This window comes from Bacteroides bouchesdurhonensis (assembly GCF_900155865.1).
Taxonomy (GTDB): domain Bacteria; phylum Bacteroidota; class Bacteroidia; order Bacteroidales; family Bacteroidaceae; genus Bacteroides; species Bacteroides bouchesdurhonensis.
On the sequence record NZ_LT707006.1, the window covers coordinates 4,118,551 to 4,135,587 of the forward strand.

At 39.0% G+C, this 17,037-nt stretch carries 14 protein-coding genes and 1 pseudogene; 2 read left to right on the forward strand and 13 right to left on the reverse strand.

Going from position 1 to position 17,037, the window contains the following annotated elements; all coding sequences use genetic code 11:
* Nucleotides 1-16 precede the first annotated feature (16 nt).
* Entirely contained in the window at nt 17-1,792 is a 1,776-nt protein-coding gene (locus CZ225_RS18010; RefSeq protein ID WP_234983072.1) for an SIR2 family protein, read from the forward strand.
* Between the two features lie 247 nt (nt 1,793-2,039).
* Here the strand turns inward: CZ225_RS18010 and CZ225_RS18015 are convergent, their stop codons facing one another.
* From CZ225_RS18015 to CZ225_RS18060, 10 genes and pseudogenes are all read right to left on the reverse strand, one after another.
* Nucleotides 2,040-2,633: a hypothetical protein gene (locus CZ225_RS18015; RefSeq protein WP_077154881.1), complete on the reverse strand. Its 594-nt coding sequence runs from the start codon at nt 2,631-2,633 to the stop codon at nt 2,040-2,042.
* A 23-nt stretch (nt 2,634-2,656) separates the two neighbouring features.
* Complete coding sequence (locus tag CZ225_RS18020) at nt 2,657-3,919, reverse strand: type II toxin-antitoxin system HipA family toxin (RefSeq protein ID WP_077154882.1); 1,263 nt, start codon at nt 3,917-3,919, stop codon at nt 2,657-2,659.
* Between the two features lie 3 nt (nt 3,920-3,922).
* On the reverse strand, nt 3,923-4,243 hold the full coding sequence (locus tag CZ225_RS18025) for a helix-turn-helix domain-containing protein (protein ID WP_077154883.1): 321 nt from the start codon (nt 4,241-4,243) through the stop codon (nt 3,923-3,925).
* 198 nt (nt 4,244-4,441) lie between these two features.
* Nucleotides 4,442-5,755, reverse strand: coding sequence for a hypothetical protein (locus tag CZ225_RS18030; RefSeq protein WP_077154884.1), 1,314 nt, complete (start codon nt 5,753-5,755; stop codon nt 4,442-4,444).
* A 13-nt stretch (nt 5,756-5,768) separates the two neighbouring features.
* Nucleotides 5,769-6,536: a metallophosphoesterase gene (locus CZ225_RS18035; RefSeq protein WP_024987109.1), complete on the reverse strand. Its 768-nt coding sequence runs from the start codon at nt 6,534-6,536 to the stop codon at nt 5,769-5,771.
* The gene (locus CZ225_RS18040) at nt 6,533-7,120 is read right to left on the reverse strand and encodes a metallophosphoesterase (RefSeq protein ID WP_021862421.1); all 588 of its coding nucleotides are present in this window, start codon (nt 7,118-7,120) and stop codon (nt 6,533-6,535) included. The genes CZ225_RS18035 and CZ225_RS18040 overlap by 4 nt, the downstream gene beginning before the upstream one ends.
* A 490-nt stretch (nt 7,121-7,610) precedes the next feature.
* Complete coding sequence (locus tag CZ225_RS18045) at nt 7,611-7,886, reverse strand: hypothetical protein (protein ID WP_021862420.1); 276 nt, start codon at nt 7,884-7,886, stop codon at nt 7,611-7,613.
* A gap of 126 nt (nt 7,887-8,012) precedes the next feature.
* Nucleotides 8,013-8,642 carry a hypothetical protein gene (locus CZ225_RS18050; RefSeq protein ID WP_077154885.1) on the reverse strand — a complete coding sequence of 210 codons (630 nt, stop codon included), beginning with the start codon at nt 8,640-8,642 and terminating at the stop codon, nt 8,013-8,015.
* Between the two features lie 11 nt (nt 8,643-8,653).
* Entirely contained in the window at nt 8,654-10,045 is a 1,392-nt protein-coding gene (locus CZ225_RS18055) for an ATP-binding protein (protein WP_077154886.1), read from the reverse strand.
* Between the two features lie 641 nt (nt 10,046-10,686).
* Nucleotides 10,687-11,172 (reverse strand): annotated as a pseudogene (locus tag CZ225_RS18060) (IS110 family transposase); the annotation flags it as partial.
* A gap of 152 nt (nt 11,173-11,324) precedes the next feature.
* Here CZ225_RS18060 and CZ225_RS18065 point away from each other — a divergent pair.
* Complete coding sequence (locus CZ225_RS18065) at nt 11,325-11,840, forward strand: DUF6155 family protein (protein WP_077154887.1); 516 nt, start codon at nt 11,325-11,327, stop codon at nt 11,838-11,840.
* 128 nt (nt 11,841-11,968) lie between these two features.
* Here the strand turns inward: CZ225_RS18065 and CZ225_RS18070 are convergent, their stop codons facing one another.
* From CZ225_RS18070 to CZ225_RS18080, 3 genes are read right to left on the reverse strand one after another with little or no spacing between them, the layout of a single operon-like run.
* Nucleotides 11,969-12,829 carry a DUF7281 domain-containing protein gene (locus CZ225_RS18070; RefSeq protein WP_077154888.1) on the reverse strand — a complete coding sequence of 287 codons (861 nt, stop codon included), beginning with the start codon at nt 12,827-12,829 and terminating at the stop codon, nt 11,969-11,971.
* Nucleotides 12,830-16,498: an ATP-binding protein gene (locus CZ225_RS18075; protein ID WP_077154889.1), complete on the reverse strand. Its 3,669-nt coding sequence runs from the start codon at nt 16,496-16,498 to the stop codon at nt 12,830-12,832. It abuts the gene before it with no gap.
* A complete protein-coding gene (locus tag CZ225_RS18080) occupies nt 16,482-17,033 on the reverse strand; it encodes a condensin complex protein MksE (RefSeq protein WP_077154890.1) in 552 nt (183 codons plus the stop codon). The genes CZ225_RS18075 and CZ225_RS18080 overlap by 17 nt, the downstream gene beginning before the upstream one ends.
* Nucleotides 17,034-17,037: the final 4 nt, after the last annotated feature.

Genomic DNA, 17,037 nt, shown 5'->3' on the forward strand with positions numbered 1-17,037 from the left:
TTATATCAAAAATATTATGACAATAGAAAAACTGACAACATTAGCCTTTTCCATGTATTCCAACAAAGGCACTTATGCTCTTTTGCTTGGTTCAGGAATATCACGCTCTGCACATATACCAACAGGATGGGAAGTTGAAACAGCTTTAATAGAACAGCTGGCAGCCTCAAAAAAAGATATTATAAAGGATAATCCGCACCAATGGTTTAAAGAAAGATATGAGAAAGAAGCCTCGTATTCATTCCTGTTGGAAGAATTGGTAAAAACACCCACTGAACGAGTGCAGTTAATGAAACAGTTTTTTGAGCCCACTGAAGAAGAAAAAGAATTGGGTTGGAAACAACCAACAAAAGCCCATAAAGCAATTGCCAAATTGGCAAAAGCCGGTTATATCCGCATTATTTTGACGACTAATTTTGACAGATTGTTAGAACAGGCATTTGAAGCAGAAGGAATAACACCTCAAGTAGTTTCTCATGAAGCCGCCATTTCACAAACTACGCCACTTACTCATTGTCAGCTCCCTACAATTATTAAAATCAATGGTGATTATATTGATTGCCAATTTAGGAACACGACAGAAGAATTGGATGATTACCCTCCAATAATGAGACGATACCTTGAACGAATTTTTGAGGATTATGGGCTTATAACTTGCGGATGGTCTGGAGAATGGGATAAAGGACTTATTAAAATTATATCTGAAGCAACAGCCTCAAGATATAATTCGTTTTTCGCAACTATTGGTATAGCCAAAGAAATATTGCAGGAATTAACACGACTAAGACACGGTGAACTATTACCTATAAATGGTGCTGATGAATTATTCTCAGAATTATTGGAGCAAGTTTCTGCTTTAAATGAGAACCATATCAGTAAGAATATGGGGCATGACATAATGATTGCAAAATGCAAAAAATATCTATCATCAAGTCAGTACGATATTGAGTATATGGATTTAGTGGAACGATTAGGCAATGACGCCTATGATATAATAAATGCCCATGCTAAATATAACTTTGCCCTAACACAGGAATCTTTTTCAAATTATTTGGAACTTCACAAAAGCGCAATTACTCCTTTGATAGAAATCGCAATTTTGGCAATCAGATGGGGTAAATGGTATCACATTAAGCCTTTTGGTGAATTATTGGTAAAATTATGTATCAAGCCTTTTAAAAACGGCGAGAGCTTCATAGAAGGAACTCAGTATATACACTCAATAGCTCCAATGCTATTATTAAATGCCATCGGTATTGCCTGTATTAAATACAGTAAATTCAGAGAACTTGATAGTATTTTGAAACTATCCGTCCCTGCTCCTAATTTTATGACTGTTTCATATAGAGAGCCATTGTTAACCTTGTTGGGTAGCACTCATTGGAATTATGAAACATGGAATGAATTAATAGGACAGCGTTATTATTATCCTATCAGTTTCTTTTTGCTCAATGAATTGCGTCCTTTATTCGAGGATTTTTTTGTTGTCAATTCGGAGTATGAAAACACCTTTTATATCTGGGAACGTATGAAGTCTTTAATATACGGCTACAACAAATGTTCAATTCTTAGAGAGTTCGATGTCCCATTAGGACAGTTTGTACGAAGTGAAAAAGAATATGAATTGAGAGGTATGGGGAAAGAACCATATACTATATTTTGGAAAAGTGCTGATTCACTCAAAAATGAATGGCCTCCTATAAAGCAGGGAATGTTTGGCGGACGCTATGAAAATTACAAAGCGATCAATGAACAAGCAATTGATTTTTATTTAAAGCATCGGAAATATTAATATAGTGCATAGATAATTACCGCAATTGTCAGATTATTCCAGAAGATTCTGATTGAACCATCCAAAATTTTCGGATAGTTCACTGTCTGAATTAATCCATACATCCTAAATTCACCAAAACGAAGCGGTTAACCATTCTACCATATCAACCGGCTGGTTGATATGGTAGCTTTCTTTATCATACTCAATCTATCATATGATATGCAAAAATACATCTTTTTCTTTATTTTATGACAGGTTGTTACTTTTATTCATCATATAGAAAAGTCCAGTCTTTAACAGCATATTCCTTTTCAAACTCCGCCAAATCTCCCTTAATGCGTTCACGGAAGCTCTCTTCGCTATCATCGCCACTCATCATCCAATCTACGCGAGTTGCATATATTTCTGCTATGCGCATTTGCCGATATGCCTCCTTCATTGCATTTATCGTCTCATCTGACAGTTCCAATACATCAGCATCATCCGGATAACGATCATAACAACAATGATAGATTGAGTATAATACTGGAATTTGTTCACCATCAGGAGTATCAGACATATTATGCGTTGTTGACTGGAATATTATGTCATCTGCGATAAAAAGGTCTGCATATTTTTGTTCTGCCTTGATGATAGTTTTATCTCTCAGGAGAAAAGATTCTGCATCTTCATAACTAGCAAACTTCATATAGCTGTTATAGTTATGGAATGAGCTAAAGCTATCTTTCTCATAAATTACCCAATAATCCATATGCTCCTTCTCTGGCTTTGGCTGTAAAGCTCTCGCAATATCACGCTCCATAGTATCTGCGATTTCACGCATTGCATATGTGCTCCTATCAAAATATCCTCCACTCATAGTTATTTTTCTCCTTATCAAATTTAAATACTATCATATCGTTCATCCAATACTCCTGAAAACATATCCATCTCTCTTTTGGAAATACTCAATCGTGTTGCCAGTTCTCGCCATCCTTTCACGGCTTCAATCACTTCTGAAATAATCTTTTCTGCCGTTTTTGGGTTAAGCATATAATCTTCGCTGGCATCCAGCAAAATACTCAGCTCTGCTTTATTAGAAGTTGATGAAACAAGCAAACTTTGATATTCATTCAAAGTTGGATTCATATCGTATGCAGGAGAAAGCGTCCAACCTTTTGCAGTCAAAAGAAAACTGTGATTACGGAAATGGTCATCGCTATTACCAATGCAGATATTGAAAGCCACACGGCGATAGAGTTCCTGCAGATTCCCTTCTACATTCGTACAGTTCTGGATTATGAAATCTACTATATCCAGATAACCGTGTCCCGTAGTTGCATTGTCGCCGTCATTGAGTCCCAATAAAGTCATGGCAGAAGCAAAATGAATCCGTCTCCCTTCTTGAGTTCTGTCAAAGCGTTGCGAAAGCAAAGTGTGATATTTCTCTCCGGTAGCCAGCACTTTGGTCTTTGCGGCATTTATACCGACTTTTGCAGCAAGAAGATGGCTGAAATGCTCCCAAAGTCCTGCATCGTAATCATCTTTGCGAGAAGGGAACTTGGCTATATAAAGCGTTTTATCCGTGTCTATCACACTGGCTTTAGGCCTTGCGCCTCCCAATGAAGAACCCGGTTGTACGAGTTGGGCAATCCATTTCCTGTCAGGCAGGACATTCCCCTCTTCGCTTTTCTCTATTTCCGCACTGGCTGCAATCAACTCCCTTATATCCGTCAGAGGTGGGATTTTCAAAGACTCACTTACATTTATAAATCCTCCGCCTTTTGACTCCTTGAAACGGAAAGCACCCATTCGGGAAAAGTCATCGATACCAGTTAAAAAGTCGAAAGAAGACAATCTCCGCACCGGTCGTTTCTCTTCCATCGCAGCAATCTGTTCACGTCGCAACAGCAGCGTTCGTCCCCAACGATCCGGCAAAGCATCCGAGAAACATCCGAATATATCTTTCTCCAGTTGCGTATATTGCTGTCCCGGATAATTATTGAGGTCATCACTCAGGAACAAATCTCCGTGTCTCTTCAACCATCCATCGTTGAAGGTAAAGCAATAGCTGTCCGAGCCACGAAGAGATTCATAACCTAATTCACCAATGAGTTCTGTTTCCTTGAGCCAATCAAAATCGGCATAAACATATAGCGTCTTCATCGTTTACTCCTTTTTTGAGGCACGTTCCCTGGTCTTCAAACTCAAATCCTGCAAGGCTTTTCCCAATTTGTCTTCTTTGGCCAGCCACAGAATATCATCATCAAGTTGTAAAGCATACAGCACACGCAAGTAGATTCCGATTGCGACTGTCGGTGCGCCTTTCTCTATTCGGGACACGGTCAACGGAGAACAGGTAGCACGTTCAGCCACCTGAGCTACACTCAGATTCCTGCGCAAGCGAGCCAGTTTAATCTGTTCTCCCACAACAGACATCTTCTGCTCCAAATTTCGGGGAAGTTTGGTTCCCATTGTATTCTTTGTCATATTAACTCATCATATAATATGCAAAGATACTACTTTATATCTATTTAATGATGTATTGCGGACGCAAAAATCACAAATTCAAAAGATACGACTATTAAATACTGATTTTGCTACCAAAATAGAGATTTCAAAGAAGCAGACTTCTACCTTTATCTATGATTATAGTCAAGATAAAAGCCAGCTTCTTCAATTTAAGCATCACTCGATGGGCTTCACCAATTCTTCATCCTGCCATTCCGCAAGAGAAACAATCGCATTGTATTGCTCCAAAGTCAAATCCGATTCACTATCGTCTGAGCATTCGTATTCCCACGGCAGTTCGTAAACAGTACCTTCTTCCTGATAACCCATATAGTTATGGTACGTATTAGGAATTAACCGCACATAATCTTCTTCGCGCAGAATCCTCAAAAGTTTCTCGGCATCACGAATCAATAATGGCACTCCGACCTTATATAGAGCAGTGGCAACCTCAATGGCCAGCTCGACATTTGCCGAGTAGCTATTAGAAACAACTATCATCCAACCCTGCTGTGGCACCTTCGATGCAATGATGTTCAAGCGCGAAAACCACAACTCGCCATAGTGGTCTGTTGCAAACCGTATAAAATCCTCCGGGCTGTCAATGTCATAGAGTTTATCTACATCTACGAATTTCACTCGTTTGTAATAGACTACATCTCGCAGTTCTTCCGGGATATTCGGTTGTTCTTCGTAGAGACGGTTTCCAATACTTCGCTTCCGGTAGTATGCCTCATAAGCCTCGTTAGCGATACGATAATATGTGCAATATTGCCGAATGGTCATAGTCTTCAGATGAAGTGCGGAATGTTCCTTCGCAGAATCCTCCAAAGCCTTTATCGCTGTTTCCCGATCTTCCACATTAATCTTAAAGCTCGGAGCTATCCTATTGAGTTCCTTTCGTGCAATCCGCCCAATCCGTTGCTGGCACGGCAGATTGTGCGCCACATAGTCGTTGAACCCATCAGGATTTGCAGCAATAACATCAACCAGCCTCTGCAAATAGCAGAAAAGTCGGGCAAGGGAATCCTGATACCATCCGTCATCAGATTCTCCGTCGGCACAAGAGGAGCGATTTGTTATGACGAAATGCGCATGTTTTCGGTCTGTAATGCGAATCGACCGGAACTCTTCGTATTTATAAGAGGTAACATGAAACCACTGCGTTTCCGTTGGATTGAACGCAAGCCAGTCCGCAAGGAAGGCTTCTTTGCTTTGATACTCTCCCGAAGCAATCAGTTCCTCGACATCACCCCATTCCTCTGGAGTGGGTCGCGGTACCACAATGTAGAAGCCACGGTATTCATCATCCCCCATTACGGTAAGTTGCTCGAACTGATGCTGAATTTCAACTAGACGTTCCAGCATATTGCCGCTAACTGTGATTTCACAATGACGCATTTCACCCATTGCTTCTATATGCGAAGCGTTCAAGCCAACCTCATTTGCCAAATCAATAAAGAGTTTTCTATCTATTATTCTTTCATCCATTGCTTAATGCTCATTAAATTTCAACATGCTTTTTCGGATCAAACCCATTCACAATGTGCTCATTCGCAAAAATATATCCCATCTGATTACAGATTACTTTTGTACTACCAATCTCTGTGTCTATATTGGTATGTGAATGTCCATAAATCCAAATATCTATCCGACTGTTGGCAATCCAATCACCATATTCGCTAGCAAATGCACTATTCAGTACGGAGTTCTTGTGCTGTGGATCAATCACCTCCAAAGTAGGCAAATGATGAGTAACCACCACAATATGACCAGCCGTGCTCTCTTCGACACTTTTCCGGATAAAATCAATACAGGTCTCATGCATCCGATTGAATTCCTCTACCTGTAGCAATTTTCCGTCAAATTTGATTTGGCGAAAGTCATTCATACCTTTCCACACGAAATACTCGTCATTCGGGTTAATCCGTGACCATAGCGTACTCAGGACAAAATCGGTATCATCGATACGGATTACCTGATTCTGATAGAACCCTACATTCTCACGGAACATCCACTTCCATTGCAGCCCTCGTTCCATCACGTCCGAATAATTATAGTATTCGTGATTGCCGGGAACAATCAGAACCTGCCTGTAATTATCCGAAGCCCATTTCCAGAATTTCATCATAGGAGCTATCCTATCCCTAAGATAGAATATATCTCCAGCCAAAACCAGCACGTCACCGGTAACAGGTAATTCATTATGCTTTAAATATCTGCTGTTCTCCCTGAACTCCAGATGTAAATCGCTCATGTATTGTATCTTCATTGCTCTTTCATTTTTAATTGTTCAACTTGTTTTTCAATAATTATCTTCATCTGTGCAAATGAAACCGGCATAAAGTTGTTGTTATCAACACCTACGTCATATTGTGTAGGATAGAGATACTGAAGCCGGGCTGCATCAATTCCAGTGTTATTCTTCCTCGTATGCACATGGCCGAACAGTTGCCATACATCTTTATAGCCGCCATCAAAGCACAGAAACGGATAGTGATTCAAATATATCTTCTGTTTATCCACTTCTATATGCATCTGCATGGTCACATGCTCAAACCTATCGACATACCCCTGCCTCAAGTTCTTTAAATCATGGTTGCCGAGAATCAGATATATCTTGCCATTCAATCTATCAAGAATTTTAGTCCATTCAGCTGAACCGCCCAGACAGAAATCACCCAAGTGAAAAACAGTATCATCCAAGCCAACTGTATTATTCCAATTGGAGATAATCGTTTCATTCATCATTTCCACATCCTCAAAAGGTCTGTTGCAGAAACGAATGATATTTCCGTGATAAAAGTGGGTATCAGATGTAAAAAATACTTTACTGCCATCAAATTTATAATTCATTTCTTCTCAATTTATGTGCATCACTGCACGTTAATAATCTGTTTGTCAATCACCCATCAGACGGAAATGACAGAAAAGCATCGTAAGATAACTGTCACAAATGGGTATAAAAACAAAATAGTTGGAAAGTTCGGTAAAGACTCTCCAACTATTCAGTTTATATTTTCAATCAGGGGTAGAATAAACTACACCATGCTATGTTCTTCGTTGGAAAGTATTTATAATACAAGGTTCAATGCCAAAGACATGAACACACAGTACAGATTCAGGGCGTTTGTTACCCCAAATTGTGACCTTCGATAATATGTTCATGCTATTTCTTTGCATTGTTAGTTTTTATATCGTTTCAAACTCAGCGCAAAATTAGCAAATAAATTCCATATCACACATCACTTTCTGAGAAAATCCACGTAACCTTTTGCCTATATGCCGCATAATAAAAACTGAACCTATGCAATTAATACACAGATTCAGTTCCTTATCATTTAGCTCACTCCATTGATTCCCGAATAATCCGCCGAGTCTCTTTCTTATACTCCTTGCGGTCATATTCGAATCCCCTGCACATCCAACAGCTACACGGAGTACCTGTTGTTTTGTAAACTTGTGCCCATTTCTCTTTTGCCAATTCAAACCAACGGGGATGCTCATAATAGCTTCCATCCTCACGAATGATGCAATGACCATAAGCGGCATAAAGAATCATGCGAGCCTTAAACACACGAGCCATTTGTTGGCGTCTCCAAAATTTGTTTCTTTTGTCCATCGTCTGTTTCTATTAAAGTTAGGATGAACGATGATGTTACTTTGGTGAGACTTAATATATCCATAGAATTATACTTTTAATAATCAAATTATTGCAGCTGTATATCATTCTTAATCTTCCATCTGATTAGAGAGAATCTTCATCATCCTCTTCCTCAAAACCTTCTGATGCATTTGCTATCAGTGCCTTCCCTATTTCCAATTGTAGGTATTTCGGAAGACGAAGCAGTTTTGCCATAAGATGGCTATAAGTGAACTCTACTTTAGTGTCGAGTATTGGTTCTTCTTCAATGCTCGTATCAATTTTCTTAACAGCATTAGCATCTTTAATAAAGTCGGAAAAGTCTGGCTTCTCCATCCAATTTTCTATCATACCGTCATGTTTGATTCTTAAACGGATATAATCCCCACAATCATCCGCCTCCGGAATTAAGCCATTAGGTACATAATCGGTAATTTTACATATTACCTTTTTATCTTTATCAAGCAAGAAATAGGTTCCGCTATCACATACCTTAGCTTGAAGATATAAAGTTCCATATTCTGGTTTCCAATCAAGAAGTTTATGAACTTTCAAGTCAATTATGCCAGACCACATCCCTTTAGAAACCAAAGGATACTTGTTTTCATATAGCTCACCAAGCCAATCATCTGTATAGCTACACATTTCCTCATTGTATGGGAAGTATATCACCAGATAGTGAGCCACCTCATTCAAATTCTGTTCTTCAATTCCAACTAATATCTGTTTTGCCATAATCAAAATTTTTAAATAGTAGTCAACAGACTCACATCAACATCAGGAATGATAACGTCCGCAAGCCTGTCTTCGACAAGGAATCCCATATACAACGGAATGGTGAGTATATCTCCCTCACGTCCTACATTATATTGCCCCAACTTGATTGCATTCTTGACATGATACACATCCTTATTTTTAAGAATGGTAGCCATACTTTTTGCCTTACCGGTCTTAGCCTTGACTTCAAGGATGACGCATTCGCCTTTGAACCTTACCAAGAAGTCCAGTTCAAGCCCACTGTCCTTATGGAAATAGTATAGCTTCTGTCCGGACTTACACAGGAAATCCGCCATGAGGTTCTCAAAGATAGCTCCCTTATATCCAAGAAGATTCCCCTTCAATATATCAGCCTGAGTGCCATAGTCGAGCATTGCTACAAGGACACCTATGTCAGTAGTGTACACTTTGAAACAATCTTTGATGGAATTGCCCTCCAACGGCAGTTCCGTAATCTGCGTGTTATAGCACCTACGGACTATTCCGGCATCCTCCAACCATTGAATGCTACCGATGTATTGAGAAGACCTTCCTCCCTTTTTGACTATGGAATATTGGAATTTCTTATTCTCCTTGGCTAATTGCTTCGGAATGGATTCAAAACATTCACGGATATTAGGTTTGTCCGCATCATCTGCATATTTAACCATATCCTCTTCGTATCCGGCAATAAGATTACGCTGCTTCTTATATATGAGTTCGATATTCTTGGTTTCAAGGAAGCAATTCACCACTTCCGGCAGCCCTCCTACAATAACATATCTGTATAGCAGCTCCATCATTGCCTTGTGAATCCCATCGGGAACAGCCTTTTCGTTCTCAAAACATGATTTGACAGAATCGATAACAGCCTCACCGATTCCGTTTGCCCATAGAAATTCCTCAAAATCCAATGGGTACATATCAATTACGGTTTCATATCCGACAGGAACAGAATCTTGCCCGACATCCTCTTTCTTTTTCTTGCTTTGACCATAGCCTTTCACTCCTAAAAGAGAACCTGTGGCAATAACATCAAAACGTCCGTCTATATGAAATGACTTCAAGGCTGTCCTTGCTTCCTTACATTCCTGAATCTCGTCAAGGATAATGCAGGTTTTCCCTTCAATGAACCGACTGCCTTGAATCAAAGCAGAGAGGTTGAGAATGATGGTATCGACATCTATATTGCCAGTAAAGGCAGACTTCTTGTCAGGTTCAAGAATGAAGTTCATATAGACCACACTTTCATAATTCTCCCTTGCGAATTTCTGGACAATATATGTCTTCCCGCACTGGCGAATACCTTTTATCACAAGGGGCTTTCTGCCCTCGGCCTCTTTCCAATTAGCTAAATATGTTTCTATTTTCCTTTTAAGCATAGCGCAATCTTATTCTTTCCGCTACAAAATTACACTTTTTCGAGCGAATAAACCAAGGTTAAATACATTTTTTCAAGCGAATAAATCGAATTTAGTTACACTTTTTCCAACGAATCATCCCTATTACACGACATTTTTTCAAGCGAATCACAGCATAAATTACCGAAACCAACTTTACTTTATCTCCGTATTCATATATACGTTCATTAAAGTAAAGCTAACAAAGGGGAGAAAAAGAGATAGCTTCGCCCAAACCAAGCCGAACCAGACCTATAGACTTTCTCTTTTGGCTGCAAAATATGAGCAATCTAAGTATGAAGATTGAGCAAAATACAACTCCAAGCAAAGCAATACTCACCTCCTACCAGGTCACAAGAAAACAACCCGGAAATCTGTGAATCTGTCTTCCATTTTGCAGCCTGAACCGGCGAAATAATCCCCGATATACCTTATCTTTGCGAAGCGGAGGTTTCGGGGCGAAAGAGAGCGATTTTCCCCATTTTCCCTCTGTTTTGAGACTGGCAACGAAGAAAAGTGTTAAATCTTCGATTTTTGACGAAAAAACAAGTAATTTTTTGAGCAGTCTATCTTTTAAGCCATAAACTACTGATAATCAATTAGCATAATATGCTGCATCGTTATTTACCACCGATACCACTTACACAATTGCTTAAACGAATATTGCATCGTTGCAGAATCAGATCAATAGCTTGCTCGGCACGTTGCAAATTACGATTGAGATAGAAGATTTTCCGATCAAACAAGCGAAGCTCCTGAATGACAGGTTCAGGTATAAAACTACCTTTTATAAGTTCTTTCTGTAAAACGGTAGCAATCCACTGAACATCTTTTACGTCGGTTTTACGTCCGGGAAGTTGTTTGATAAAGTAAGGATTGACCAGCTTTACATCAAAATCACTACATAATACCCGCCAGATAGGAATCCAATAAATACTGGTACTTTCCATGGCGACTTCACCCACAAAGTGACACACCAATAAATCACGAAGACGGTCAAGTTCAGGAGTTAGTACACCAAACGTTTCTTCGATTTTATCACCATTTTCTTTGAGAATGCACATAAACACACTATCTTTATGCACATCAAGACCACATACGTTCCTCATAATTAGTACTATTTGGGTTGCCACTTGAAAGATACTAAATACTCGGGAATCTCGAACTATGAACGAACGGAGTGGTCCTTATTTTTATTGAACACGCTTATAAATCAAGTTTTTTATGTAAGTTTGCAGAAATACGTAAAAACATAGCAACCATGTCAAAAGCTCAACTTAAAAAACACCTCTCCACTCTGAATAAGGAGCAGATTATCGAAGTGATGCTGGAACTTTACGATGCTCGTAAAGAAGCAAAGGAGTATCTGGAATTTTACCTCAACCCAAATGAGGATGAGAAATTGGAAGAATACAAAAGAATCATCCGCGACGAATTCTTTCCTAGACGCGGGGAGCCTAAATGCCGCTTCAATATTTGCCGTAAGGCGATATCCGATTTCAAGAAACTAAATCCACATCCAACTTGCCTGGTGGATCTAATGCTATATTACATCGAAACAGGATGCGAAATGACCAGCATGTACGGCGATATGTGGGAACAATATTATACTACGTTGGAAACGAACTTCACCAAAACAATGGAACTGATTAATAAATTAGGATATACAAAGCAATTTAGTGAACGGATCGAGCGGATGCTGAAATCAGTAGAGGATTGCGGATGGGGATTCCCCGATACCTTGTATGATATCTACTACGAGTATAAAGTAGATTAAAAGTTGCCTTTTCAAACATATGGCAAGCTGACTCAATTTCGCTCATGGATGAGCAATGGACCAATGCCTACTTATTATACAATATATGATCTTCCATAATAAGTTGACGAAATAAAATAATACGACTTTTAATTTCTTCTTATATACCCTTCTTGTTCATAGCCGCGTTTATAACGATGAATCATTTCAACAACCGGCTCTAAACGTCTGTCAGCAACAGTCATATTTTTATAGCGGTCATATTGGATATCATAAAGTAACCGATTGCCATTCTCTATTCTTTTCTCTACATCCGCAGGAATAAAAAACTCTGCACGATCCCCCAGATATGAATAATATTCCGTCAGGAAGATAGACACACCAGCTAAATCAAAATCTCCAAAATGAATATAACGGTTAGGTATCACTTGTAACCATGAACGCAAATCATTCGATTGGGGATAACGGGATACGAAGAGTACTTTCATTCCTTCAAACAAATATTGTTGATCACGAATGGATTGAAAGCTTTCACCATTCTCCATACCAACCACTACTACATCTTCCGCAACCCGGAAATGTTCAAAATCTTCCAAAAACACAGATGTCCCTTTTGCAGGCTGAAGAATCAACGGCTCATCACATAAAGTAGCTTCTATCGGAGTGACACAGTTAATGAGGAAACCTCTAAAAGCACGAGTCTTTTTTAATTTCGAGTTTCCAACAACTTTCACTTGTTCCGAACGCTTTATTTCTTCCTCACTGGATTTTATCTCATACCATTGTTCCAAATTACCACCAATATCATAACGTTGTGCAAGGTAAGTGCGCAGTCCTTGTGGATCTCTCAATCGATAGCTTCTTCTATAGCCACTACTACTAACTATCAATATATCTTCATCTAATAGCTCTTTTGCCACATCAACCTGAAATTTACTGGAAGCAATTCTTTCTCCTTTCAACAGCTGCATCATTCTACGGGCAAACGCCAAAGACATTTCTTCTTTCATCTATTCTTTTTTTTGATTATATGATAATAATGGAACAAGCTGCGTGTTCGACCGCTTATCTTTACTTAATAAATAGGTATAACGATAATCTTCCACATTATAAGTGGTGGGAGAACTGTTTACTAACAGAATATTGCGGCAATTCGCAAAATCCAGAATCCCCTTCACATTATTAGGATGTAATTTACCAATTTCATCCATCATGCAATGAATTTTAAAATCCCCGAACTTACGGGAAGCCTTCTCTTTGAAAACATTAATCAACATAATATTCACCATTGCTTTGACCAGGATATCTGTACCGTCGGAACCCACATTGGCTATCTTCTCCACCCATCCCGTATCGTTATCGTTTTCTTTCACACGAAATTCCAGTTTAAACGTATCAGCCAACGCCAACCGTTTACGTCCCGGCTCATCAAGCAGATATTTCATAAACGACAACAAATAACGAACAGCAGTAGCATTGACATCTTCCCGGGTATCCTGTGAGAACAAATCCATTTTACCCATATTATGCTGGTTTTCATCACTAAACCGTTTTATTTCCAGTAACAACTGCATTAGTTTGTCACTACTTTGTAAAGGTCGAAGAGCTATCTCTTTGATTACTCCCGCAAAATTCCGTTCGATGAAATCATCATTGATAGCATGAATTGTTTTATGTATCTCACTCTCATTACGGGTAAGATCACCCACTTCTTTCGAAATACGACGAATGATATCCGTATATCGTTCGCTGATATGCTTCTGATATTCAGAGATTTTATCGTTATCCACAAATTCGCATAAGTTAGCTGCGAAATCACAATAATCCTGTTCGCCAACCAACTCCGCACGAAAATGGAATGTATTCTTGGGTGAGAAATTTCCGTTGAACTGTGTAACGATCTTTTTGAACTCATCTGTCTTTTTAATCGTAGAAACAATGAGAGATTTTAACTCCTCTACTATGAGATCACAACTTTTCCGAGTAGTTTTCTCACCTGGCTCCAAGATTTCGAGCGGGCAGAATGTCCTATCTTTACGAAACATATCTACCTTATTCAACCCTTCTTCCATTGCATGAAGTTCCTTATTCATCCGACCGAGTTTATCATCCACTTCTTTCAGCTGTATCTGATATTTTTCTTTTCTCAAAACAAAACGTTCATCCAATGCAGTTAATTTCGTATCCAATTCTTTTTTCCGATTACGCACCATCGGTTCTTTATCCAAAAAATCTTTTTTATCTTTCTCGTAAAACAAAGCTTCCGGACGATATCTATTGATATACTCCAACTCTTTCTTGATTATATCCAACCGATCATCATATTTCCGAATAGTAGCCGTATCAGCACCTTTTCCATTCAATTCATCTTCCAGTGCTCGTTGCAGTTCCTTCTTCCGTTGTTCCATTTGTTGTTTCAGACCATCTATTTCTTGCCGGATATCAGCTATAAACAGTTCTTGTTCATTCAACACTTCCGTTTTAGCATCTTTATAAGATTTCTGGCAAGCTTTCAATTGCTTGTCACGTTCCATCTGCAACTTTTTCTTTTCCTCCTCAATGAGATAAAGCCTATGAGCAGTTTCATTCGATTTCATCTGCAATTCTTCCGTCCGGCTACGCTTCCATTCCTCTTCCTTTGTCCTCCAGGAAGCATAATCTGCTTGCAGATTTTTCAGTTTAACCGGGATTTGCATTCGTTCAGCTTCCATCAGATGTTGTTTTTCCGATAGGTCACGTATCTGCCTGGAATATTTCTTTTCCAAAGAAGAAACCGCTTCAACTTCCTCTTCCGACAAATGCTTTAGTTTATCCGTACACGATTGCCAGACAATCTGCCGTTGTTCACGTTCCAATTTCATTTCTTCAGGCGTACGTACAGAACGATCCATTGCTTCCAGATTAAGCGAAATACCAAACAGTGTATTTTCGTTTCCCACTAACTGAGGATGTAATTCATTGTTATACAATACCTGCTCTTCATCTGCTACTTTTCCAATTGTATCTTGCCAACCAGGTTTATTTTGCTCCAACCATTCACAAAGAGAACCTTTCCTCTTTTCAATCAAAGTATCCAATGACTGAAGCTGATTTTCAATCGTCGCTCTCTCTTTACGAATCGCCTCCATCTTTGTTTGAAACTCCCATTTCACATCTTTCCGCTTCAACTCACATTCCTGCCTCAGCTGATTGATTTCGATTTGTTGCCGGCGAATGTTTAGTTCCAGTTCTCTATCTATTTTACGCAGTTCATTGATACCTTCTTCACACCCCTCCATTTCTTTCTGATGAGGATGTTCATAAGAGATCTTTTGAAGTTGAAGTTTCCACTGAGACTGCTCTTCATGTAACTGCCGGATGCGATTATCCACTGTTTGGAATCTTTCTTCCTGAGCCAATCTCACTTTTTCTTCTTCTTCACGAAGCCGTTGCATTAATTCTTCCTGCTTAGCAGTAACTTCCGACTTCTTAACGAATATTTGAGTCTGACGATTATTCTCGGAAGTACGAAAATCCGCTTCTAACTTATCCAAAAGCAGACGATATTTAGATAACACATCATCATACGCTTTGGTTAGTTCCGATTTCATTCCACGCACTTGTTCCAATTCCAGAGTCCACATCTCTTCGCGGGAAACACGTTTGATGATTTCTTCAATCTGCACCTCTTCATAATGCATACGCTTATCACGTACCTGTTTTAAGAAATCATTGATTATACTCCTATCCGCAATCAGACCATCGTGCTCTTTAGCATACTTCTGTTGCAATTCACCCATAAGTCGCAAAATACGTTCGTGTTCACTCTCCATCTTTGCAATCTCTTCCTTCATCAAAGGTATTTCCTGCAACGTACGTTTCTCCGCAAAGTTCAACTCAGCACGCCCTTCATCGATCTGCTTATGAGTATAAATCAAATCCCGATAAGCATTCATCACCTTCTCTGCCATCTTACGGACAGGTATTTCTCCATTCTTGTTAGGAGTATACCAAAGCATCACATCCCTGTATTCTTGTTCAAATTCTTTTATCTGTCCACGATAGAAATCCATATCAATCGAGACATCTTCATCACTCATCGAACGAATAATGGTATCTTTAATAAAATCAGCATCCAATTTGGAATTCAGAAAAACATTCTGAATGGTACGTGGTATATTCTGATATTTGGCACTCTCTACAATTGCGAATTTCCGATACGGTATCATCTCTTGTTTCCGGTTATTACCAAAGATAATATCACGATACATTTCATAACCGGTTATTTGTTTGGTGATCTGTATTTTGGAACCAATCCCGTCACGAACATGGCTCCATTCAGTATGTACCTCATTACGATCATTGATAAACCATTCTCTCTGAAACGGTGCATCTATAAACCGAAAATATACCCTACCTAATGATTTAGCGGTTAATACACAATATGCACCATGCTCGCGCATCACTTCATAGATTATATAAGAATTGGCATAAGGAAAATAAAATGCATCGAAGCTTTTCTTCTCTTTAGGAATACCCAGCCTCAGCTTATCAGCATTATAGAAAAAAAGGATAGCACGAAGCAACGTACTCTTCCCCACTCCTTGAGTACCAATAAAATGCACATTTCCATCCAGCTTTATTTCTGCATAAGGAATATGGGCACTATTCAGAAATATAATCTTATTCAGGTATCTCATCTTGCACCTCCTCCGATATGGTAATACAATCAATCAAATCTTCCATATAATGAAAAGCAGCCAATACTTTATAGGTTCCGTCCAGCTCATTCTCCTTTTCTATCAACCCCATACTCTCCAGCTCCTTCACAATTTTAGCAACTACTTCATCATATTTCTTTTTATCTGTGAAAAGTTTGGAAGCCTTTTCTTTTAATTCAATATCACATCCTATCTGAATCTCAATATCAGCAGCACGAAACAAGAATCCCGACCCGAAAGCGGAATTATACGTTTTCAGAAAACTCATATAGTCAATCCATCTAAAAGCAGCTTCCAGTTTACGTTCCAAATCTACCTTCGCTTCTTTACGAACAAAATGGTAATAACCATCTCCCCCTTCCAGGTAGAAACCAATTCCTTTATAATACTCAAAATAATCAGACTGTTCTTCTTCAATAGCATCATACAATCGCTTTATCTGAGTAGAAATACTATTGGCTGATATAAATCCTCCTTTACTAAGTATATTGAATATTTCTTCTGTATATTTCATGATG